The organism is Pseudomonas sp. LARHCG127, assembly GCF_052871455.1.
In genome coordinates, this window is sequence record NZ_JBIXJT010000001.1 from 235,072 (window position 1) to 258,302 (window position 23,231).

The window sequence follows — 23,231 nt, forward strand, 5'->3', positions numbered from 1 at the left end:
TCGTGTTAGTTGCAGCGCTATCTACTTGAGAAACGATGAACCTGTGGCGAGTGAGCTTGCTCCCGCTCGGCCTGAGCTGGTAGGAGCTGTGTAGGAGCTGTCGAGTGGAACGAGGCTGCGATCTTTCCGCAGCCACTTGAATCTCAAGCGAGAGATCAAGATCAAGATCAAAAGATCGCAGGCTTCGCCAGCCCCTACAGAACCCAGCGGGAGCAAGCTCCCTCGCCACGGGGTTACCGAATTGCTTAAGTGAGCAGCATCACGGGTTGAGTGGAGAAATGGCCCTGATCCACAAGATCAGGGGCATGACTTCAAATGTCTTTCACCAACCGCAACGCATCGTAGATCGCCGCGTGGGTATTACGTGCCGACACTGCGTCGCCGATCCGGAACAGCTGGAAGCGACCTTCAGGGTTGGTCACGATGTCCTGGGTTTTCCCGGCGATCAGGTTGTGCTGTTCGACCGCGCCGTTGTTGCTCGAATGCGGGCGCAGTTCGAAGTACAGGTCGTCCAGGGGCAGGGTGCCGTGGTTGATCACCACCTGATCGACCACGCGCTGTTTGTGCACCTGGCCGTAGTCGCTGCCGAAGTTGGCGATCAGTTGACCGTCGCGCTTCTCTACGGAATCGACCCGATAGGTCACTGTGAAGGTGACGTTCAGGTCTTGCAGGCTGCGCATGTACGGCACCAGGTTCATCGCCATCACCTCCGGCGAAAACGACCGATCCGGCGTGACGATTTCCAGTTTCGCACCGCTGTTGGCGATGACCTCGGCCGCCTGTAGCGCCGCGTGGTCGCCCGCGTCGTCGAAGATCAGCACGTTCTGGCCGGGTTTGACGTCGCCGGAAATGATGTCCCAGGTCGACACCACCAGTTCATTGCCGTGCTTGAGCACCTCGGTATGGGGCAAGCCGCCCGTGGCGACGATCACCACGTCCGGCGCCTCGGCCATCACGGTCTCGGTTTCGGCCCAGGTGTTGAAATGGAACTTCACCCCCAGCCGTTCGCATTGCGCCATGCGCCAATCGATGATGCTGATCATCTCGCGCCGCCGCTCGCTCTGGGCGGTCAAGCGGATCTGTCCACCGGGCTGATCCGCCACTTCGAACACCGTGACGTCATGACCGCGTTCGCCAGCCACCCGCGCCGCTTCCAGGCCCGCCGGGCCGGTGCCGATCACCACCACTTTGCGCTTGACCGACGCCTTCGGGATCTCATGGGGCATGGTGGTTTCGCGGCCGGTGGCAGCGTTGTGGATGCAGTAGGCGGCACCGCCCTGGTAGATGCGATCCAGGCAATAGTTGGCGCCGACGCAGGGGCGAATCTCTTCTTCGCGTTTTTCAATGATCTTGCGCACGATGTGCGGGTCGGTCATGTGCGCGCGGGTCATGCCGATCATGTCCACCTTGCCGGAGGCGATGGCGTGCCGCGCCGTGGCGACGTCCGGAATCTTGGCCGCGTGGAACGTCGGGAAACCGGTGGCCGAGCGAATCTCGCCAGCAAAATCCAGGTGCGGTGAATTGCGCATGCCCTGGATGGGGATCACGTCGGTGAGGCCAGCATCGGTATCGATGTGCCCGCGCACCACGTTGAGGAAGTCCACCAGCCCACTGTCCTTGAGCATGTGGGAGATCTGCAGGCCGTCGCTGGCACCGAAGCCGCCGGGCAGGTCTTCATCGCCGGTGTAGCGCACCCCGAGCAGGAAATCTTCGCCACAACGCTGGCGAATGCCACGCAGGATGTCGAAGGTGAAGCGCATCCGGTTTTCCAGCGAGCCGCCGTAGGGCCCGTCGAGATCGTTGGTCAGCGGCGACCAGAACTGATCCATGAGGTGCCCGTAGGCCTGCAGTTCCAGGCCATCAAGACCGGCGGCCTTCATGCGTTCGGCGGCGTCCACGTAATCCTTGATGATCCGGTCGATGTCCCAGTCTTCCAGTTTTTTCGGGAAGGCCCGGTGGGACGCTTCGCGGCGATGGGACGGCGAGACGACCGGCAGCCAGTCAGCCTTGTCCCAGCGCGTGCGCCGGCCCAGGTGAGTCAGTTGGATCATCACTGCCGCGCCGTGTTCGTGGCATTCGTCAGTCAGGTCCTTCATCCATTTGACCACTTCGTCCTTGTACGCCAGCACGTTGTTGAACACCGGCGGGCTGTCACGGGAAACAGCGGCGGAGCCCGCCGTCATGGTCAGTGCCACGCCAGCCTTGGCCCGTTCGACGTGATAGGCGCGGTACAAATCCTTCGGCATGCCGTCGACAGGATAAGCCGGCTCATGGGAGGTGGTCATGATCCGGTTCTTGAGGGTCAGGTGTTTGATCTTATAGGGCTGCAGCAGAGGATCGCTGGACATGGTGTTGCGCTCCGGGAACAGAACATCAGGCTTGGTTTGACATAACGGTATGTCGAATGTTCATGTGTGTCAACGATTAGGACACAGGTGTACATTTTTCTTGCGTGGCGGAAAAACCAGGATTACCATCCAGTCGAAACAGGGGTGGTCCGGCTCGTGCGGCCGGCCATCTCGCATCGATCCACAGTGCAAGGGGGCTATGGGAAGAACCATGAAAGTGCTCGTTGCGGTAAAGCGCGCTATCGATCCGAATGTGAAAGTCCGGGTAAAAGCCGACGGTTCAGACGTCGAACTCAATGGCGTGAAGATGGCCTTGAACCCGTTCTGCGAGATCGCTGTGGAAGAGGCGATTCGCCTCAAGGAGAAGGGGCTGGCATCCGAAGTGGTGGTGGTCTCGGTGGGCACGTCGGCGGCGCAGGAACAACTGCGCACGGCCTTGGCACTCGGTGCGGACCGGGCGTTGCTGGTCGAGACGAATGGGCTACTCGAACCGCTCAACGTCGCCAAGTACCTGAGCAAAGTAATCGATCAGGAACAGCCGCAATTGATCCTGTTTGGCAAACAGGCGATCGACCAGGAGAACAACCAGGTCGGGCAAATGGTCGCGCAGTTGATCGGCAGCGGCCAGGCCACTTACGCCTCGGCCGTCAATCAGGTCGACGGGCAATGGGTCGTCGAACGTGAAGTCGACGGGGGCAGCCAGGTGGTCGCCCTCGCCATGCCGGCCGTGGTGACCTGCGACTTGCGCCTCAACCAACCGCGCTATGCGTCGTTGCCGAACATCATGAAAGCCAAGAAAAAACCGCTTGAAATCATTGCCGCCGACACCTTGGGCGCGAGCGTGAAGGAACACGCTCGATTATTAGGCGTAGTGCCGCCGGCGGTGCGCAAAGCCGGGATCAACGTCGGTTCGGTGGCCGAGCTGGTGGATAAATTGAAGAACGTTGCGGGGGTGATTTGATGCGCACATTGGTGATCGCCGAGCACAGTGCAGGTCAACTGACGTCAGGGACATGGAGTGCCGTGACCGCCGCCCTGGCGTTGGGCGCCAAGACGGATTTGCTGGTGATGGGCGGGGCGGATGCGTCGGCAGTGGCGCAACAGGCAGCACTGGCCCAGGGCCTGGACCGGGTGCTGCTCGCACACGGGGCGATGTTCGAACATGCCCTGGCGGAAAATGTCCAGCCACTGATCACTTCGCTGGTGGCCGATGGGTATACGCATGTCGTTGCCGATGCCAGCAGCATGGGGCGCAATGTGCTGCCACGGGTCGCGGCCAGCCTGGATGTCGGCATGCTGTCCGACGTCACCCACATTGTTTCGGCGGACACCTTCCAGCGGCCCATTTATGCCGGCAATGCCATCGCCACCGTGCAGTCCCTCGATCCGATCAAGTTGCTCACGGTCCGCGCCTCGGCGTTTGTCCAAGCCTTGTCCCATGAACATCGCTGTGAAGTGGTGGCGGTGGAGGGCGGGCAAAGCGCAAGCAATGTGCGTTTCGTGAGCGAACAACTGACGGCCAGCGAACGGCCGGATTTGTCGAGCGCCCGTGTCGTCGTGTCCGGTGGTCGCGGGATGCAGAGTAAAGAAAATTTCGCCCTGATCGAGCGAGTGGCGGACAAGCTTGGCGGCGCCGTCGGGGCCTCCCGTGCCGCGGTGGATTCGGGTTTTGCCCCCAACGATTTGCAGGTCGGGCAGACCGGGAAAATCGTCGCGCCAGAGCTTTACATCGCGGCGGGCATCAGTGGCGCCATTCAACATCTGGCGGGCATGAGTGGTTCAAAAGTCATCGTCGCGATCAACCAGGACGCTGAAGCACCCATCGCCCAAGTGGCGGATTACATGTTAGTGGCGGATCTGTTCGAAGCATTGCCGGCACTCGAAAAAGCGTTGTGAGTGGCAAAACGCTGAACCCGTGGCGAGGGAGCTTGCTCCCGCTTGACCGGGCTGGCGCTCCAGTGCGCAGCGCTCACAAAAGGGCTGCTACGCAGCCCAGCGGGAGCAAGCTCCCTCGCCACGGTCTGTCGACAATCTTAAGGGAATCTGCATTACCAAAAGAGTTTCGCCAAAGGGCGGAGGAGGGCCGAGCGACCGAAATACATGAGCTGTTCCCATAACTAAAACTTATCCATGCATAACATTAAATCCCTTGAGCAGGGTGATGGCACTCTGCTCTGATGAGGGAACGTTAATTCTTCTGCTGCCCTGCCAATAACTATTAATACAGTACGCGGAGATGCACCATGATGACGTTGTCCAGTAAGACGTGTATCGGCTGGTTTGCCGGCCTGGCGATGGCCGCCAGCAGCCTGATGACCCACGCCGAGGAACCCACGCCTATCCGCATCGGATGGGTGAATTGGTCGGATACGGAAATTGCCGTAAAGCTGGCGGATACCGCATTGCGCGACCACCTGAAGCAACCGGTCAAATTGGTGCTCGCCGATATTGGCATTCAGTTCCAGGCCTTGGCCAACGGCAATATCGACCTGATCCCGATGGTCTGGCTGCCGAGCACCCACAAGGCGTTCTACGACAAATACCAGGACAAGCTCGAAGACCTTGGCGTGCTGTATGAAGGTCGGATCGGCATGGCCGTGCCAACGTCCATTCCCACCAGCGAGATTGCCAGTGTAGAAGACCTGAACAAGCCTGAAGTACGGGAAAAACTCGGCGGCAAGATCCTGACTTCGGAAGTGGGCAATGGCCAATACAAACTCACGGAAAAGGCCATCAAGGAATACAAGCTTGAGGGCTACAAGATGGTCGCCTCTTCGGAGTCCGGCATGTTGAGCGAGCTGGATCGCAACCTCAAGCGTGACAAATGGGCCTTGATCAACGCCTGGAGCCCGCACTGGATGTTCGCCAAGTGGCCGCTGCGCTACCTGGACGATCCGAAGCAGATTTTCGGGGGCGCCGAGCAGATCCATGCGGTGGCTCGCAAAGGCTTCAGCGCCGAACATCCCGATGTCGCCCGGTTCTTCGCCAACTTCAAGATCCCAAAGGCCGACCTCGAGAAGTTGATGGCGACCGCTCGTGACAGTTCGGCGGACAAGGTCGTTGCGGAGTATTACGCCGCCAACAAGCCGCGCTTCGAGGCGATGTTCGGCAGCCAGACCGCTTCCGCGACACCGGCCCAGTAATGGCCGTCATCCAATAGTTGTGTTGCCGTCCGATGCCCTTGTGAGGGGCATCGGCTGCATCGAATGAACATTCAGGCGATCCCCTTGAAGACCACCGCTTACCGTCGCTTTACCCTGGATGAAGCGGTCGGCTGGGTGAAGCGCCTCTGCGAAGCGAAGGGCTGCTCAGCCGCGGTTGCCCTCTCATTGGCCCACGCCACAGTGGCTGCGCAAGCGCGCGATAACCAGGCCGTGGGGTTCCGGCATCTTGCCGATTACTTGTCGGGCTTTTCCTCCGGACGCATCGCTCCACGTGCCGAGCCACGTATCTCCCGCGCCGGCGCGATGATCTTCAAATCCGATGCCCAAGGCGGAATTGCCCAGTTGGGTGTCGATCGCTGTTTCGATTCGCTGTGCCATGCCGCGCACGCCAATGGCATGGCCACGTTGAGCCAATGCAACAGTTTTACCAGCGGTGAGTTGGGCGACTACACGCTGCGGTTTGCCCAGGCCGGGCTGATTGCCTTGGCGGTCGCAAACGGACCGGCGCTGGTGGCCGTTCCTGGCGCCAAGGGCAAGACCTACTCGACCAACCCGCTCTCGTTTGCCGCGCCCTCGGCCGATGGCATTCCCTTGCTGTTCGACCAGGCCAGCAGTGCTGCGGCATTCGTGAACATCGCCCACGCCGCTTCGACGGGCAATGATATTCCCGAAGGTTGGGCGGTGGACCAGGAGGGCAACGGCACACGTAATGCCCTGGCGGCACTGGGCGGTGCGCTGCTGCCTTTTGGCGGTCACCGTGGGGCCAACTTGATGCTCATGGTCGAGGTGCTGGCGGCGGGGCTCACAGGCGCCAACTGGTCGCTGGATGCGCCGGACTTCAACCAGGGAAACCAGACGCCTGGCTGTGGCCTGTTGGTCCAGCTGCTGGCGCCGGATTTCTTTTCGACGGGATTCGAGCTGCGGCTCTCAAGTCAACTGACCCGCCTGGCGCAGATGGGCGTCCACAGGCCGGGATGGGAACGGCAAAATTCAACGGTCACCGCGCAGAATGATGGAATCAGTGTTCCCGTTGACCTGCTGGAACAACTGAGTTGTCTGTAAGCCGCTCCGATACGTCGCTCGGGAAATGGGATCGAAACGATGATGAATAGCACTGAAAATCCAGCGTGGGGTCAGGACATGCTCCGCAGCGGCGACTCGCTCAGGTGTTCGCTTCAAAACATCCTGTCGGGCAGCGGCTGCGATGAGGCGCAAGCGCATGTCGCGTCTCTGAAGGCGGCCCAATGGACGATCAGGACGGCTACGCAAGCTTCAAATGCACTGCCAGGCTTTTTGGAGTCCCACTTATCCGAGGCACTCGAAGCTGCGCCCAGGACCGATGATGGCCTGCTGTCGATACGGGAGGCGTTAGGCACGCTCTTGCCCCATCTCACCTGGATGAATCGCCAGGCCCGGGCCGACCAGGACAGCGCTTTCGTGGAGCGGCATCGCCACGGGATGATCGCCGGCCCCGGAGGGTTATTGGAATGTTCCACCCTGACCTTGGGATTGGCGCTCATGCTGCCCGAAACCTGCTACCCCTATCACCAACACCCGCCTGCCGAGTTCTATCTCGTCCTGTCGCCGGGCGAGTGGTATCGGGAGGAGGTGGGGTGGTGGAGTCCTGGCGCGGGAGGTTTGGTTTTCAACCCGCCCTCCTGTGTCCATGCAATGAAGTCGAGGGATGTTCCACTTCTGGCCCTGTGGGGCTTGATGCACTAATGCCTCGTTATAAGAAACGATGAACTCGGGTAATGATTGAGAGGAAGAGAGATGGCGGTGACCACGCAGGGCATCAAGTTGGACGAAGAGACGCGGGCCAGGCTGAAGTCCGCGTCGGCTAAGTTGGATCGCACCGCCCATTGGTTCATGAAAAAGGCCATTCTGAGTTTTATTGAAAGAGTTGAAGGTGGGGCGGGTATCGAAGCGTTCATGGCGGTCGAGCTTTTAGAAAAAGACACGCGGCGCCACAGCATCGCACGTCGGCAGTGCAAGGATTGCAACGCTGATGAATTAACTTGATGAGGTACCTTGGATCCGCCAAGTCGTATGATGGTTGACGAAACCTGACGGTGACCACCATTCAATGCCATGCACAGGGCATCGAAATATAGCCTTGTTCTCATGATTGATTTTTTCTCATGAGCATTGAATGAAAAGTGGTTTGTGAGTGCCGATTCAATCCTGAACAATAACTTCAGCATAAGCGATCAAGATCAACGCTCTTGGTCCCGACGCTGCAACTCGCTTCAGGATAATTAAAATACGGCGCTCTTGTTGAGGTTCACCGATGATTCAGCTGACCGATACCCGGCTTGCAAGCAAACAGACCACATTCGAAGAAATCCCTTTTATTGATATTGCGCCGTTACTCGATGGGAGCGACCCACAAACAGTCTCGCGCCAGATCGGCGAAACTTGCGAGAAAGTTGGTTTTTTCTATATCAGGAATCATGGCGTTTCTCGTGCCTTGATCGACGCGATGTACGCCCAGACGAAAGGCTTCTTCGCCATGCCTTTTGATAAAAAGAATAAGCTGAACGTCATCAATTCAGGTCCTACGCTTCGTGGCTACATTCCCATGTACGCGGAAAACGTCGATCCGGAAAACACCCGGGATTTCAAGGAGTGCTTCGACTACGGTGCCCACGATGATGAAGTGTCCCCGTTCTTCGGGGCGAACCTGATGCCAGCGGAGCCGGCGCAATTTTCCGAGGTCTGCGAGGCCTACCACCGTGCAATGCTTGACCTGGCGCGTAAGCTCATCAGCGCCATTGCGCTGAGCCTGGATCTGCCGGCGGACTACTTTGAAAAACTGCAACGCAAACCGATCACCATCCAGCGCTTGTTGCATTACCCCTCGCAGAGTGGCGACATTTCACAAAAGGAAATCGGGATCGGCGCACACACGGACTATGGCTTCCTGACGATTCTTTTCCAGGACAAGGTCGGTGGCTTGCAAGTACGCAATCGTGCGGGCGAATGGGTAAGCGCGCCACCGGTGGAAGATACGTTCATTGTCAACATTGGTGATCTGGTGCAAACCCTGACGAACGATCGCTATACATCGACCATGCACCGCGTCATCAACACCAGCGGTGTCGAACGGTATTCCATTCCTTTCTTCATTGACTTGGACTTCGAGGCGACGGTCGAGACCGTCGCCACGTGCATCAGTGCCGATAACCCGGCGAAATACGCGCCTTATACCTGCGGTCAACACAAGTACAGTCGCTTTGTCGCCAGCTACACACACTTGCAGGCTGTCGAGGCCGTGTAACGATAGTGCCCTTGACTCAACCGAGTTGACTCGCCGACTCAACTGCACATTTGGGCTTGCGAAGGTGGGTCAACGGGTAGGCAATTGCCAGCCATACAAACCACCCTGGCATGACCATCAAGGCAATACGGGTGTCAGGTCTCAATGCCAACAGGCCCAGCACAAAACCCAAGAATGCCAATGAGATCCAGGCCATCGGCACCCCACCGGGCATCTTGTAGGCAGATTTCATATGAAGCTCAGGGCATTTTTTGCGATAGGCAATGTAAGACGCGAGGATGGTTGACCAAGTGAAAATAACCAGGATCGCCGACACGGTAGAGACGATGGTGAACGCTGTCATGACCTCCGGTACGATGAACAGCACGAGTACACCTGCCAGCACCAACAGCATGGTAAACACCAGGCTCAGCAGCGGTACGCTATTGCCCGATAGTCGCCGGAAAACGCCCGGAGCGTTGTCTTGGTTGGCCAGCCCGAAAAGCATGCGGCTGGACGAGAATACGCCACTGTTTGCCGAGGACGCGGCGGATGTCAGTACCACGAAGTTGACGATGCCAGCCGCTGCGGGGAAGCCTGCCACCAGAAAAAGTTCTACAAAGGGACTCTTGACCGGCGAAACCTGTTGCCAGGATGTCACGGCAATAATGCAGCTCAATGCGAGTACGTAGAACAAGATGATTCGCAGCGGGATGGAGTTGATTGCCTTGGGCAGGGTCTTCTCCGGAGATCGGGTCTCTGCCGCCGCGGTGCCGATCAGCTCGGTGCCCGCGAATGAGAAAATAGCCATCTGAAAACCGGCGAAGAAGCCGAGTAAGCCGTTTGGAAACGCAGCCTGCTTGTCCACCAGATGATTCAGGGATGCGGTGACGCCACTGGGGGAAGCGAAGGAACTGGCAATCATTACAATACTGACGCCAATCAGGGTCACGACGGCGATGATCTTGATGATTGCGAACCAGAATTCGACTTCACCAAACAGCCGGACCGTCAGCACGTTCAAGGCGAACAGTGTCGCCAACATCCCTATGGCCGGTATCCAGGCAGGTAGACCGGGGAACCAGTATTGAAAAAAACCGCCGACCACTACGGCATCGCCTATCACTGCAACGCTCCAGCTCAGCCAGTAAGACCAGCCGAGAAAAAATGCTGCGCGAGGGCCCAGGTAGGCGCCGGCGAAATCCGCAAAGGTTTTGAAATTCAGATTGGAAAGTAGCATTTCGCCCATGGCGCGCATGACGAAGTAAACGAACAACCCGATGATCATATAGATGAGGATGATCGACGTGCCGGAGAGTGCAATGATCTTTCCGGAGCCCATGAACAGGCCTGTTCCAATGGCCCCTCCCATGGCCATTAACTGAATGTGGCGATTGCTGAGGGTGCGCTGCAGCGCAGGCTGTTCAACCAGCTCTGATGAACTCGATTTCATTTCAAAACCTCTTGATCTTATGTTTTTTGAGTTTTGGCAGAAAGGTGGACGTCTAGCGTTGTTGTTGGAGACGCAATGGCTAGCGACGGCGGTGTGTCTGTCTGGACGGTGAGGGGCCCCTTGATACACGGTCTCGGGGCGTCACCATTGGGTCAATTGGCTGCGCGCAATCGCTCGGCTTTGGCCGGCGGTTGATCAATCAACTGGTAAAGGTTTTTTATGTTCTCGGGCTTTGGCACCAGGTGAATAGGCTTGCCGGCTTGATGCTCCTGCGCCATGGCGTGCAGATAGCGAAGTGACGAAAAGTCCTCCAGGGCAAAGCCCACCGAGTCGAATACCGTGACCTGTTCGTCGCTCTCGCGTCCCTGAACTTCACCTTGCACAATCCGGAAAAACTCAACGACGGGTGAATCGGCTTCCAGTTGCTGGATGTCACCTTCAATCCGTGTTTGCGGTTCGAACTCGACGATGACTCGGGCATTACGCAGGATGTCGGCGTGCAGTTCGGTTTTGCCCGGGCAGTCACCGCCGACGGCGTTGATATGCATGCCGGGCTCAATCATCTCGGGCGTCAGAATGGTTGCGTAGGTTTTGTCGGCAGTGACGGTGGTGACAATGTGTGCACCCCTGACCGCCTCCTGTACGGAGTTGGCCAGCGTCACTTTGATCGTGGGAAAGGCCGCCAGGTTGTGCTTCAACTTGTGTGACGCGTCGCGATCGATATCGAAGATTCGGATTTCATCGATGCCCAACATTTCATGGAAAGCCAGCGCTTGAAACTCACTCTGGGCGCCATTGCCGATGATCGCCATAGAGCTTGTACCTGCACGGGCAAGCGATCGCGCAACCAATGCCGAGGTGGCTGCGGTGCGTACAGCGGTTGTCAGTGTCAGTTCACTGAGCAGGATTGGATAGCCACTGTGAACATCGGCCAGCAGGCCGAAGGCCATGACCGTCAGCAAGTTTCTCTGGCCATTGTCCGGATGGCCATTCACGTACTTGAATGAATACTGCTGGCCGTCGTCGGTAGGCATCAACTCGATCACACCGTCCGCAGAATGATTGGCCGTGCGCGGCGATTTATCAAATTGCGTCCAGCGTAGGTAGTCCGCTTCGATGTACGCCGCCATTTCACTGATCGCCCGGCGGATACCGACCTTGGCAAACAGGCGTGCGGCATCATCGACATCAATAAAAAGAGTCATGTTCTTATTCTCCAATCCAGTCATGAAACGCTGTAGGGCGGGGGGATTCTCAAGCGCGTTTGCTCTCGAAACCATGCAGTACGTTCACCGCATTGATGCCGATTTCATCGACCATATAGCCCCCTTCCATCACGAAGAGGGTGGGGCAGCCAACGCTCGCAATCAGCTCGCCAATCCCGATGAAATCATCGCTTTCCAACAGAAAGTGGCTGATGGGGTCGTCTTTGAACGTGTCGACGCCCAGTGATATCACCAACACTTCGGGCGCGAATTGCTGGAGCTTTTTACAGGCATGGAGCAGGGCGTTGCGGTAGCTTTCCCAGGTAGTGTTCTTCGGCAAGGGGTAGTTGAGGTTGTAGCCTTCGCCATGGCTGGCGCCGACCTCGTGGCTGAAGCCCGAGTAGTACGGATAGGACACGGTCGGTTCGCCGTGCAGCGACACGAACATGACGTCACTTCGCTCGTAGAAAATATTCTGGGTGCCATTGCCATGATGGAAATCGACGTCCAGTACCGCGACACGTCTGGCGCCTTGGGTGATGGCCTGTTGTGCAGCAATGGCCGCGTTGTTGAGATAGCAATAACCCCCCATGTATTCACGTGCCGCGTGGTGGCCCGGCGGACGACAAAGGGCAAAGGCACTGTCGTGACCTTCATCGATCAGTGCCAGGCCTGTCAGGGCGATATCGGCGCTGGTTTTTGCCGCTTGCCACGTGGTGGCGGTAATCGGTGAGCCGGCATCCATTGCATAAAAGCCGAGCTTGCCGTCGACGAAAGTGGGTACGTGTTCATTGGCCAGATCACGCACCGGCCATACCAGTGGCAAGGCGTCATGCGTACGTCCTGTCGCACACCATTCTGTCCAGGCGCTTTCCAGAAAACTGACGTAGCGCTCACTGTGCGCGTTGACGTAACACGATCGGTCAAACATACGCGGTTCGACGATCTGGCCAAGACCTACCTGCTTGACGCGGTGGTGAACGGTGTCGGCCCGACTGGGTTGTTCGAACGACGGCTTGAGCACGCCGTCTTTCAATTCGGTGCCGTGGTGCAAACGGTGGGAATCACTGAAAACTGTAAACATTCTGCGCATCCGTCAATTTAAGCCAGTGCAAATATTCTGTTCTGGTATTGAGGCGATTTCTTTGCTTTGTTTTCGTGCTTTGCTAGATTAATCGGGCGCTTTGACTCAGGAATGCCAAATTGAAGAAAAATCTATCCAAACGCATCAGCCTCGACGAGACCGATCTGGCGATTCTTGAGTTATTGCAAGAGGACGCGAGTATTTCCAACGCTGAACTCAGCGAGCGACTCTCATTGAGCCTTACGCCTTGCTGGCGACGGCGCAAACGAATGGAAGAGGCGGGGGTGATAAAGGGCTATCAGGCAAACCTTGACCGAAGAATGCTCGGGCTGGACATCATGGCTTTCGTGCACATCCGCTTTTCCACCCACGCCGATCACGCACCGGATGCCTTCGAGGCGGTGATTGCGCAACTGCCGCAGGTGCTGTCCTGCCACAAGATCACCGGGGACGCCGATTACGTGCTGCAAGTGCTGGCGGAGGATCTTGATAGCTACAGCGACTTTATCGAGCAGGTGCTCAGGCGTCAGGTCGGTATTGCCTCGATTCAGTCGAGTCTGGCTTTGCGCGAGGTAAAGTCCAGCAACCGGATTGCGATCCCCAAACCGATTAGGCACTGAATGGGAGACGTGCGCCTCGTCCTTACCCTAGGCCCAGCTTCGCAGCCCTCATAATTCGTGGCGACGTTCCCTCGACGGCGGGTATCCAAAAAAGGAGCTGTAGCATTTACTGAAGTGCGGGGTTGAGACAAAGCCGCAGGCAATCGAAACATCGATGATTGCCAAGCGTGAATTCTGTATCAGGTGTTGGGCGCCTTTAAGTCGCAGTTCCAGGTAATAGCGCTGGGGAGGGACGCCCAATTGTTCCTGGAAAAGACGTTGCACCTGACGTCTTGATAATTGAACACACTCGGCGAGTTGATCCGGGCCCAGCGGTTCTTCCAGGTTACTCTCCATCAAGGTGATGATTTCTCGTAGCGGGGCGCTGACCTTGCCGTCTTGAACCTGTACTGAAGTCCGAAACCTGGATTGGTCATGATCCAACAGGTCAAAAACTGCGTTCGCGACGTTCTGATCAAGCGCTTTGTAAAGCCACTTCATCATCATTTGAAAAGCGCCCGCGGGGCTCGCCGCCGTGAGCCGGTCTCGATCGAATACCACGGCGTCCAACGTGACGTTCGTGTTGGGCGAAAATTCGGATAACGCGATCCGTTGTTCTGCGTGAATGGCACAGCGGTAGCCATCCAGCAGCCCGGCCTTGCCCAGATACCAGGCGCCATTCCATAGCCCTCCGAGCGCGATGGGCATGCTGGCGAGTTTGTTCAATAGTTTCACCAATCCATCAGGCACGACTCTAGGCGTGCGCAACCCCCCGCAGACAATCATCAGATCCAGGGCGGCGATCCTGATGTCGGTCAGGGGGGTATCCGGCCTGATGGGGATGGCCAGGTCGCTGACGACTTCGGAGTCGTTTCGACTGAATGTATGAACTTTTACCGAGCCTGGCCGGATCAGATTGGCCGTCACGAGCACGTCCAGGCATTGCGTGAAGCACGTAAGGGAAAAGTTCTCAAGCAAGAGAAAACCGATGCTTGATGGTTTATGGCCTTCAATTAAATGGCTCATCAATCAAGCTTCATATGTGTAGAAAGCTGTCGTCGAAGGGGTAATGCGTCAACAACTCATAGCCGGTTTCAGTGACCAGTAATTGGTTCTCCAACTTGATGCCATCGCGGCCACCCACTTCACCCACATACGCCTCGACACACAGGGCCATCCCCGCTTGCAGCTCGCCCTCGTATCCGTAGGACTCCAGGTCCTCTGGATAGCGAATGCTCGGGTATTCGTCGCACAGGCCGACGCCGTGATAAAGCACACCATAGCGTTGAGCGCGGCAGGACTCGGGCAGCCGATGGGCCTTGGCGGTCAGTTCCGTGAAGCGCACGCCCGGCTTGATCAACTCGGTGTTATGGACGATATGGTCATGGGCAATTCGATACAGGCGTTTCTGTTCGGCCGAAGGTTCCAGTCCTCCACAAATCCAACTGCGGGACATGTCCACGCACATGCCGTAGGTGCCGATCAGATCCGTGTCGAACGACAACAGGTCGCCATCGCTCAACACCCGTGGGCCTGACTCCTGGAACCAGGGATTGGTGCGAGGGCCGGAACTGAGGATTCGCGTCTCGATCCATTCGCCGCCGCGGCGGATATTGCCGGAATGCAGGGCGGCCCAGACGTCGTTTTCGGTCGCACCGGCGCGCATTGCCTGATGCATTTCGGCCACTGAGGCTTCGCACGCGGCCACCGCGCAGCGCATCGCCTTGATTTCATCCGGGCCTTTGATCATGCGCGCGAACTCGGTGACTTCCTGGCCGCTGCAAAGCTCCATCGCCAGGGCATCCAATGCGCGTACGCCGGCGACTTCGATTCGGTCTACCGCCAGGCGTCGGTTGGCCCCGGCGTGCTGGCGCAGCAACTCGTCGATTTGCGCGGCGAAATGCCTGGCGTGTCGATCCGTGTGCTCGCCGGTCTCGAAAAAGAAAAAAGACGCGCCGCTGCGCAATTCTGTAACCAGCGGCAAATGGGCGGAAAGGTGATCGCAGCCATGGAAGTCCCACAACACGACGTGCCCACTGGCGGCGACGAAGCAGGCCCGTGCGGGGTTATGGGTCGTCCACAGCTGCATGTTGGTGGTGTCGGTCGCGTAGCGAATATTCAGCGGATCGAATAACAGAATGCCGCCCAGGTCACGGGCGACCAGTTGATCGACAATTCGTTGCAGCCGGTACTTGCGCAGGGTGGGCAAATGGGGCGGTTCCAGGCCCAAACGCTCCCACTCCGCGAACGCCAGGGGAGTGGGGCCTATTTCGACGCGGTCGTTGTCATCGACGGAGCCATCTTTTTTTAATGCGGTTGCGCGCTGCCTGGCCGGGTCGATGCGCCGAGCATTGGGTGGAATCGAAAAAGGTGAAGTCTTCATGATGGCGTCCAGTGTTCAGTCTGCTTGAGGTATTGCCCGCTGTGCCGGCCTCATCGCGAGCAAGCTCGCTCCCACAGGGTCATGTGTACGCCGGAGGAATGTGGGAGCGAGCTTGCTCGCGATGAAGCCAGTACAGCCGCCACAAAATCGCGATCTCGAACAGGTTACGAAGCATCTATCCAGATGGTTTTCAGCTCGGTGTACTGGTCGTGTGCCCAGACCGATTTGTCGCGACCACCAAAGCCAGACTCCTTGTAGCCGCCGAACGGCGTGGAAGCGTCGCCTTCACCGAAACAGTTGACCGTGACCACGCCCGCCCGAATCTCCCGCGACAGGCGCAAGGCATTGCGCAGGCTGCCGGTATAGGCGGAGGCCGCCAGGCCGTAGACCGTGTCGTTGGCCAGCTCGATGGCTTCGTCGATCGTGCTGAAGCTGGTGACGCTGAGGACCGGCCCGAAGATCTCCTCGATAAACAGGCGACTGTCACGTTCGACGCCATCGATGATGGTCGGCTGCACGAACACGCCGGACTCGGTCTCGCCCCCTTGCATCACATTGAGTTTGTGCTCGGCTGCGTATTCCAGATACGAACGTACTTTGTCGAAATGGGTTTTGCTGATCATGGCGCCGAGGCGATTTTCAGGATCGAGCGGGTCACCCATTTTCCAGTCGCGCAGATGCTTGCCGATCAGTTGCAGCAGCTCATCCTTGACGTCTTCATGGACTATCAGCCGCGAGGAGGCCGAGCAGTTCTCGCCCATGTTCCAGAACGCGCCGGCGGTCACATACTGGGCCACCTGATCGAGGTCTTCGCAGTCATTCATCACCACGGCAGGGTTTTTACCCCCCAGTTCCAGCACGACGCGCTTGAGGTTCGACTCGGACGCGTACTTGAGGAACAACCGGCCCGTGTCGGTCGAACCGGTGAAGCTGACCATCGCCACATCCATGTGCCGACCGATTGCCTCGCCAGCCTCGCGGCCGCCGCCCGGGGTAATGTTAAATACGCCTGCTGGAATACCGGCCTGATGGGCCAGCTCGGCCACACGCAGCGCGGTCAGGGTGGTTTCCTTGGCCGGCTTGACCACGATGGAACAGCCTGCGGCCAAGGATGGACCGATTTTCCAGGCCAGCATCAACAGTGGGAAGTTCCACGGCAGGACCAGGCCGACGACGCCGATCGCTTCGCGCACCACCAGTGTGACCGCACCGTGGCCGGTCGGCGCGGTGCTGTCGTACACCTTGTCGATCAACTCCGCATGCCAGCGCAGGGTATGGATCGTGTCGGGCACATCGACGTTCTGGCATTCGCTGACCGGCTTGCCGCTGTCCAGGCTTTCCAGCACGGCGAGCTCGTGGGCGTTGTCTTCCAGCAATTGAGCGAAACGCAGGAGCACCTGTTTGCGTGCGCCGGGTGACAGCTTATGCCAGCGACCATCCTCGAACGCTTGCTTGGCGGCCGCCACGGCAACGTCGACGTCACGGCTATCGCACGCCGCTATCTCGGCAAGCTGTTCACCCGTGGCCGGGTTCGTGGTGATGAAGGTTTTTCCAGAGAGGGCATCACGGAACTCGCCGTTGATGAACGCCTGGGTCGGGAATTTCAACTGGGCGGCGATGGCCGCGTACTGTTCTTTGCTCAGTAAATCAGCCATTTCAGGCACCTCCAGTGATCTGCGCGATGTTGCGCTTGAGCTCGGTGACGACGCCTTGCAGCGCCTGCTTTTCCTCAAGGTCCAGGCCATGCAGGGGCGCGCGCAGGCCACCGGTGCTCAAGCCGTTCAGTTCACAGCCGTACTTGATGGACTGGACAAACTTCCCGCCTTCCAGGAAGTCCATCAACGGCATCATTGCCGCCATGATACGGCGGCCTTTGTCGAAGTCCTTTTCCACAACGCAGGCCTCGTACAGCGCGACGTGCTCGCGGGGGATGAAGTTGGAGCCGGCGCACACCCAACTGCGGGCGCCCCAGGCGAAAAACTCCAGGGCTTGATCGTCCCACCCGCATGACAGGGCGATGTGCGGGTACTTGCAGGCCAGACGGTGCATCTGCGCCATGTCACCGGAGCTTTCCTTGATGGCGACGATGTTTTTCACATCGCTGACTTCGTCGAAGAACTCCTCGCCCATGCTCACGCCCATGCGGCCTGGATAGTTGTAAAGCATGATGGGCAGACCGGCGGCGCGGTCCACCGCCTTGACATGCAGGGCGATCTCTTTTTGCGTCGGCAGTGCATAGGGTGGCGAGCCCACCAACAACGCATCGGCCTTGATGGCCTTCGCCGCTTCGGCGTAGGCGACCGAGTCTTCGGTGCGGATGGCGCCGGTACCGACGATCAGTGGCAGACGCCCGCGCAATACGTCCTTGGCCTGGGCGGCCAGGTCGAAACGCTCCTGGGCGGTGTGTGCGTAATATTCGCCAGTCGAGCCGCCGATAATGATGCCGTGGACCTTGGAGTCGACCAGATACTCCAGGACTTCGGCGAAGGCGGTCTTATCGATACTGCCGTCAGAGGTCAGCGGCGTAACGGCCGGTGTGTAAATGCCTTCAAACTTCATTGATCTCGCTCCAGTTAGTGTCAATGCCTATCAAGCGGCGCTAGCCAGTCAGCGCAGCCTTTTTAACCAAGAGAACCGCTCGCAGAAGATCGAGCGAGCAGCTCCAACGTCTTCAAGTTTCTTCGATATGATTAACTTTCTTTACCAGCGCGGTATTGCCCCCAGCGCAAACTTATATTGACGCCCGCTGAAACCAGCGGCGCGGGTGGGTTAGGGCAGGGGCCGGGTGATTTCAAGACAAAATCAATGAGCTCGGATTGTTCTCCAGCCAGCCAATCCGCCAAGAGTTTGCCGGTGGCCGTCCCGCGGGTAACACCTAATCCGTTGCAGCACAGAGCTCCATAGACGTTGGGTGAAAGTTCGCCGAAATAACCCATATGGTTACGTGAAAGAGCCAGTGCGCCGCCCCAGGTATAGTCGAAGTTCATTTCAGGCAGCATGGGAAAGCGTTGTTCGAAAGAGGCCTGGTGCCTGGCGACAAAACGTTTCAAGTATTTTGCATCGCTGCGGCCGTCCGGGTTGAAGCTGAAACTATTACGGATCAGAAGACGGTTATCCGGTGTGCGACGTACCGTAGTACCGAATGGATCCGCAGGAATGACGCCCCAATAAGGCCGGCCACCGAGGCGAGCCTGTTCTTGCTCGGTCATGGGGCGGGTCAGGCTGGCGTAGGTGAACACCGGCAGCATGCGGCCCTTCAGGAAGCCGAAACTCATGCCAAAGGCATTATTGGTCAGGATCAGTTTGTCCGCGGTAATTGAGCCCGCGGCATGCGTGAGTACCGTCTTGGTGCCGTATTCCACATGGGTGATCGCGGTGTTTTCGTATAGCGTCACGTTGCTGGGAAGGCTGTCGGCCAAACCTTTGACCAACGCCGAAGGCTGAAGCAAGGACGTCCCCGGCGTAAATAAGGCCTTGCGGTAGAAATGCGTGCCGATATGTTCGGGCAGTTCGCCAGCCTCGATCATCTGGTAGGGCTGATCGAGTTTATCGAGCCCGCGACGGTAGGCCTCCAGGACGGCGATGCCCCGTGGTTCAACGGCTGCCTGGTATTTGCCGCAATGCTTCATTTGGCAATCGATGCCGTGGCGTTCAACCAACTCTTTTAAATAATTCAGGCCACTCAGGTTAAGTTTCAGTGTAGTTTTCGCCGTGGCGATATCGCCGATGTAGTCCTCGGCAGCGATGTCATGGGGCAGGTCGATAGCGAACCCTGCATTACGACCGGAAGTGCCAAAGCCCACTTCCTGAGCGTCAATCAACACGATCTGATCGTCGGGGAAGTGAGTCGCGAGCTGCCGGGCGGCGGCAAGGCCGGTGAAGCCGGCACCGACAATCACCCAACGGGCACTGCCATGGCCTTGATGGGCGGGCTTGATCTGGCGCCCCTTGCTCAAGTGGTACCACCCGCAAGATTGATCATCGGCAGGCAATGAAGATACTTTTAACATTTCAAGATCCTGTTCATTCAACCGATCCGATGCCAGTCATGCAAAAAAAGCTGTTTGGTAACTTCAAGTGAACTGAGTATTTAACGGCCGTAACGGTTAAGTTTTTTGCAGTTTTAATTGGCTGTAGGGCCAGCGCCAAATTTATTCTGGTGATTGCTTGATATCCAACAACATTTAATAGAGGAAACAGATAATCCTCCGTTATAAGTAATCGAAACGGGCCTTTCGGTTGGCTTTTACTGATTAAATTCTACGTGGAACGGAACGTCATTAAAGGGGCGGGGCAGTCATCGACTTGTCCCGCCTCTTATCTGTATTAATTTTTTGTTTGTGTCGCCGCAGCGCGAGCGGTTTGCAACCATGCATCAAATTGCTGGCGATGGGCTGCCACCCACTCCTTGGCGTGACGGCGGATATCCGCTGGCTTTTTCTCACCTTCTTGCATTTTCAAGTTCTGGGCGCTTTCGTCAGCCGTGGTAATTTGCATCACCGAAAGGAACTTCAAGGCCGCCGGGTTTTTCTCGGCGAAGTCTTTGTTCAGCACGGCCTGGACTTTGTCTACCGCAAAGCCAAGGTTCTTGCCCTTGTACATGGTGTCGACAGTATTGTTGCCATCAGGCAAGTCGGTTTTCGGTACTTCCAGCCACACCACGTCCTTGTCTTCGACCAAGACAGTGGCGATCCACTGTGGGACCCAGGTGAAGTACAGAATCGGCTGCCCTTCCTTATAACGAGTGATGGTGTCCGCCATCAGTGCGAAATAAGAACCCTGGTTGACGGTGACCGTCTTTTCGAGGCCGTAGGCCTTCATGTGGTGCGCGATGACCAACTCGCAGCCCCAGCCAGGATTGCATCCCGTCATGTCCGCCTTTCCGTCGCCGTTGGTGTCGAACAGTTTGGCGATTTCCGGTTTTTTCAGGTCGGTGATGTATTTGATGCCATGGGCGTCGGCGGTCTTTTTGTCGATCAAATAACCTTGGAGTACGCCGGGCATGATGTCGCCCGCCTTGACCATGGTCTTGTCGCCCCCGGCCTGCTGGTAGAACTTATCGTGCAACTTGTCCCACAAGTGCACCGTAAAGTCCGCGTCACCGCTACTCAGCGCCATCATCATGACGCCGTACTCGGTCTCCTTGGGTTCCTGCACCTTGTAACCCAGCTCTCGAAGACCTTCCATGGCCACTTCACCGCGGAATCGTTCCTCTGCGATAGAAGGGAAGATGGGGGTGATTTTTACACCGTCGCCCGGTTGGTTGGCCGAGGCGTTTGCGTAAAGCGACATCGCCGCTATGGCGAGGGCTGTAGCGCAATTGAGAATGCTGCGGGAAAGCTTGAATTCAGACATCTTCGCGTACCTTTTTGGTTTTATCTTCGTGTGCGGCAGATCGAATACGGGGGTTTAAGCTGTCTTGCTCCTTCCCACCGGTTGTTTCGCCCCGAACAAGCGCAGAACAAAGCCGACAGGACCGGTGTGATACCAGCGCAGGCTCGGGTCGGCCCCGGTGCGAGCGCCCATGGCCTGGGTCAGTCGGTCAAGGAAGATGGCGAGCAGCACCAGGCCAGTCCCGCCGACCGTGGCCAAGCCCATGTCCAGGCGACCGATGCCGCGCAGGACCATTTGGCCAAGGCCGCCCACCGAGATCATCGACGCGATGACCACCATCGACAGCGAGAGCATCAGGGTCTGGTTGAGTCCAGCCATGATGGTGGGCGTCGCCAGGGGCAACTGGACGCGGGTCAGCATCTGCCGCGGCGTGCAGCCGAACGCGCGGGCCGCTTCTATCTTGTCCTCCGGGACCTGGCGGATGCCCAGGTTCGTCAGGCGCACCAGAGGGGGGAGGGCGAAGACAATGGTGACAAGGATGCCCGGCACGTTGCCGATGCCGAACAGCATGACGACAGGGACCAGGTAAACGAACGCCGGCAATGTCTGCATGGCATCGAGTACGGGCCGCAAGATTCTTTCCAGGTTGTCGCTACGGGCGCAGAGAATACCCAGGGGTATCCCTAGCAAGGCGCAAAAGAAGACTGAAGTCAGTACCAGCGCCAAGGTGGTCATCGACTCGGACCAGACACCGATAAGGCCCAGCAGGGTGAGCGTCACAAAACACAGCAAAGCCATGCGTTTACCGGCCAGCTGCCATCCCAGCAAGGAAGACAGAATGATCCCGATGCTGGGTGGGATGCTCTGCAACGTGTACTCGACGCCGTTCAGTACCTGGTCAATCGGCCAGCGGATGGCGCGGAACACATCGCGAAAGTTGTGTACCAGGAAATTGAGGGTGCTTTCCACCCAGTCACCCAATGGAATAGTGAGGACTTGAAACGGGTCGAGAAAACTGAACTCGGACATCAGGGTTTACCTCTTCATCATCACCGCAGCGGCGTTATGAAGGCCGCAGGTACTTCAGGTCAGGGACGCGCCAGCGTAGAGGGGCGCGCCTGGATTAATGGCGGCTCAGCGTTTGCAGTAACTCGCTCTTTGATAGCGTCCCGGTGAGGGCGCCCGAACGGTCGAGTACAGGGACCGGGTAGGGCAGGTTGGCTGCGATTTCCAGTACTTCGTGCAGGGGGGTATCGGTAAAGACGGGATGCTGTTGGTGCTGGGTGTAATGCGTGCTGCCACCTGCGCCGCTGGTATCGATATCCACGACCCCGAGCAATTGCCCGCCTTCATCGATCAAGTAACCGAACGGGAGGCCGGCCTTGAACTGTGGCGCTTGGCCGTTCAGCTTGCGAACCCATTCCGGATCGAGCCTGGCCACGTCGCCTGCCTTGAGGATCCGGGAGCTGTCGAAGCCTTTGAAGAACGTGCGCACATAGTCATTGGCCGGTTGACTGATCAGCTCTTGAGGCGTGCCGATCTGTACCACCTGGCCGCCCTCCATGATCGCGATCCGGTGACCGATGCGGACGGCTTCCTCGATGTCGTGGGAAATGAAGATGATGGTCCGCTTCTGCTCGGCTTGCAGGCGAATGAGCTCTCCCTGCATCTCGCTGCGGATAAGCGGGTCCAGGGCGGAAAAGGCTTCGTCCATCAAGAGGATGGTCGGGTCGTTGGCCAGCGCGCGGGCCAGGCCTACCCGTTGTTGCATGCCGCCGGAAAGTTGATGCGGATAACTGTGCTCCTGTCCGGCAAGACCGACTTGGCTGAGGGCTTCCCTGGCACGGCTATGCCGTTCCTTTTCACTGATGCCGGAAATCTCCAGGCCAAAGGCGGTGTTTTCCAGGACGCTCATATGCGGCATCAAGGCGAAGGACTGGAACACCATGCCCATCTCTTTGCGGCGGACGTCGAGAAGCGCTTTGTCAGCCAGCCCGGTAATTTCTCGACCGTTAAGATAAATGCTGCCGGAGGTGGGTTCGATAAGGCGGTTGAACAAGCGCACCATCGTCGACTTGCCAGAACCTGAGAGCCCCATGATCACAAAGATCTCGCCACGCTTGACGGCAAAGCTGGCGTCGAAAACACCGATGACTTGGCCTGTTTTTTCAAAGACTTCTTTTTTGCTTGCCCCGGCGTCGAGCATTTTCATCGCCGTTTCAGGTTGTGCGCCAAATATTTTAAAAACGTTCTTAACAGAAATGATTTCGTCTGAACTCGTCATTGCGTCCCTCCTTTGCGTGTAACGCTACAAGCGCACGAAATCGAATTGAGCTCGAGCGTTGGTAATTTAGGCGGGCAGGAATAAAAGATAGATATGCGCATGACGTGTACCTGTTTTT

The 23,231-nt window shown here is 57.8% G+C and carries 20 protein-coding genes; 8 read left to right on the forward strand and 12 right to left on the reverse strand.

Going from position 1 to position 23,231, the window contains the following annotated elements:
- Positions 1-311: 311 nt before the first annotated feature.
- The gene (locus ACIPQ1_RS01085; protein ID WP_446533404.1) at positions 312-2,348 is read right to left on the reverse strand and encodes an oxidoreductase; all 2,037 of its coding nucleotides are present in this window, start codon (positions 2,346-2,348) and stop codon (positions 312-314) included.
- Between the two features lie 211 nt (positions 2,349-2,559).
- Here ACIPQ1_RS01085 and ACIPQ1_RS01090 point away from each other — a divergent pair, with 211 nt between their 5' ends.
- From ACIPQ1_RS01090 to ACIPQ1_RS01120, 7 genes are all read left to right on the forward strand, one after another.
- A complete protein-coding gene (locus ACIPQ1_RS01090; protein ID WP_411387026.1) occupies positions 2,560-3,309 on the forward strand; it encodes an electron transfer flavoprotein subunit beta/FixA family protein in 750 nt (249 codons plus the stop codon).
- On the forward strand, positions 3,309-4,244 hold the full coding sequence (locus ACIPQ1_RS01095; protein WP_446533405.1) for an electron transfer flavoprotein subunit alpha/FixB family protein: 936 nt from the start codon (positions 3,309-3,311) through the stop codon (positions 4,242-4,244). Before ACIPQ1_RS01090 ends, ACIPQ1_RS01095 begins: the two co-directional genes overlap by 1 nt.
- Positions 4,245-4,591: 347 nt before the next feature.
- A complete protein-coding gene (locus ACIPQ1_RS01100; protein WP_411387028.1) occupies positions 4,592-5,491 on the forward strand; it encodes a glycine betaine ABC transporter substrate-binding protein in 900 nt (299 codons plus the stop codon).
- Positions 5,492-5,554: 63 nt separating this feature from the next.
- Positions 5,555-6,574: an Ldh family oxidoreductase gene (locus ACIPQ1_RS01105; protein WP_446533406.1), complete on the forward strand. Its 1,020-nt coding sequence runs from the start codon at positions 5,555-5,557 to the stop codon at positions 6,572-6,574.
- 42 nt (positions 6,575-6,616) lie between these two features.
- Positions 6,617-7,234, forward strand: a complete 618-nt coding sequence (locus ACIPQ1_RS01110) for a dimethylsulfonioproprionate lyase family protein (protein WP_446533407.1) — start codon at positions 6,617-6,619, stop codon at positions 7,232-7,234.
- A 51-nt stretch (positions 7,235-7,285) separates the two neighbouring features.
- A complete protein-coding gene (locus ACIPQ1_RS01115) occupies positions 7,286-7,534 on the forward strand; it encodes a transcriptional regulator (protein ID WP_250963975.1) in 249 nt (82 codons plus the stop codon).
- A gap of 268 nt (positions 7,535-7,802) precedes the next feature.
- A complete protein-coding gene (locus tag ACIPQ1_RS01120; protein ID WP_250963974.1) occupies positions 7,803-8,792 on the forward strand; it encodes an isopenicillin N synthase family dioxygenase in 990 nt (329 codons plus the stop codon).
- A gap of 16 nt (positions 8,793-8,808) precedes the next feature.
- On the opposite strand, the gene ACIPQ1_RS01125 is transcribed toward ACIPQ1_RS01120, so the two are convergent.
- From ACIPQ1_RS01125 to ACIPQ1_RS01135, 3 genes are all read right to left on the reverse strand, one after another.
- Positions 8,809-10,224, reverse strand: coding sequence for an amino acid permease (locus ACIPQ1_RS01125; RefSeq protein ID WP_446533408.1), 1,416 nt, complete (start codon positions 10,222-10,224; stop codon positions 8,809-8,811).
- Positions 10,225-10,376: 152 nt separating this feature from the next.
- Positions 10,377-11,429, reverse strand: coding sequence for an ornithine cyclodeaminase (locus ACIPQ1_RS01130; RefSeq protein ID WP_446533409.1), 1,053 nt, complete (start codon positions 11,427-11,429; stop codon positions 10,377-10,379).
- Positions 11,430-11,478: 49 nt separating this feature from the next.
- Positions 11,479-12,513 (reverse strand): histone deacetylase family protein, encoded by a 1,035-nt coding sequence (locus tag ACIPQ1_RS01135; RefSeq protein ID WP_250963972.1) that lies wholly within the window; start codon positions 12,511-12,513, stop codon positions 11,479-11,481.
- Between the two features lie 119 nt (positions 12,514-12,632).
- On the opposite strand from ACIPQ1_RS01135, the gene ACIPQ1_RS01140 reads away from it, so the two are divergent.
- Complete coding sequence (locus ACIPQ1_RS01140; RefSeq protein ID WP_250963971.1) at positions 12,633-13,133, forward strand: Lrp/AsnC family transcriptional regulator; 501 nt, start codon at positions 12,633-12,635, stop codon at positions 13,131-13,133.
- Positions 13,134-13,181: 48 nt separating this feature from the next.
- Here ACIPQ1_RS01140 and ACIPQ1_RS01145 read toward each other — a convergent pair whose 3' ends face one another.
- The 8 genes from ACIPQ1_RS01145 to proV all read right to left on the reverse strand — a co-directional run bounded on the left by ACIPQ1_RS01145 (position 13,182) and on the right by proV (position 23,113).
- Positions 13,182-14,138, reverse strand: a complete 957-nt coding sequence (locus ACIPQ1_RS01145; RefSeq protein ID WP_446533410.1) for a GlxA family transcriptional regulator — start codon at positions 14,136-14,138, stop codon at positions 13,182-13,184.
- Positions 14,139-14,148: 10 nt separating this feature from the next.
- Positions 14,149-15,495, reverse strand: coding sequence for a dimethylsulfonioproprionate lyase DddP (gene dddP, locus ACIPQ1_RS01150; RefSeq protein WP_446533411.1), 1,347 nt, complete (start codon positions 15,493-15,495; stop codon positions 14,149-14,151).
- Between the two features lie 164 nt (positions 15,496-15,659).
- On the reverse strand, positions 15,660-17,150 hold the full coding sequence (locus ACIPQ1_RS01155; protein WP_434571252.1) for an aldehyde dehydrogenase: 1,491 nt from the start codon (positions 17,148-17,150) through the stop codon (positions 15,660-15,662).
- 1 nt (position 17,151) lies between these two features.
- Entirely contained in the window at positions 17,152-18,054 is a 903-nt protein-coding gene (locus ACIPQ1_RS01160; RefSeq protein ID WP_446533412.1) for a dihydrodipicolinate synthase family protein, read from the reverse strand.
- A gap of 131 nt (positions 18,055-18,185) precedes the next feature.
- Positions 18,186-19,505 carry an NAD(P)/FAD-dependent oxidoreductase gene (locus ACIPQ1_RS01165; RefSeq protein ID WP_446533413.1) on the reverse strand — a complete coding sequence of 440 codons (1,320 nt, stop codon included), beginning with the start codon at positions 19,503-19,505 and terminating at the stop codon, positions 18,186-18,188.
- Positions 19,506-19,821: 316 nt separating this feature from the next.
- Positions 19,822-20,850 (reverse strand): glycine betaine/L-proline ABC transporter substrate-binding protein ProX, encoded by a 1,029-nt coding sequence (proX, locus tag ACIPQ1_RS01170; protein WP_446533414.1) that lies wholly within the window; start codon positions 20,848-20,850, stop codon positions 19,822-19,824.
- A 54-nt stretch (positions 20,851-20,904) separates the two neighbouring features.
- A complete protein-coding gene (gene proW, locus ACIPQ1_RS01175) occupies positions 20,905-21,858 on the reverse strand; it encodes a glycine betaine/L-proline ABC transporter permease ProW (protein ID WP_250963964.1) in 954 nt (317 codons plus the stop codon).
- A 94-nt stretch (positions 21,859-21,952) separates the two neighbouring features.
- Positions 21,953-23,113 (reverse strand): glycine betaine/L-proline ABC transporter ATP-binding protein ProV, encoded by a 1,161-nt coding sequence (proV, locus tag ACIPQ1_RS01180; RefSeq protein ID WP_411387039.1) that lies wholly within the window; start codon positions 23,111-23,113, stop codon positions 21,953-21,955.
- Between the last annotated feature and the right edge of the window lie 118 nt (positions 23,114-23,231).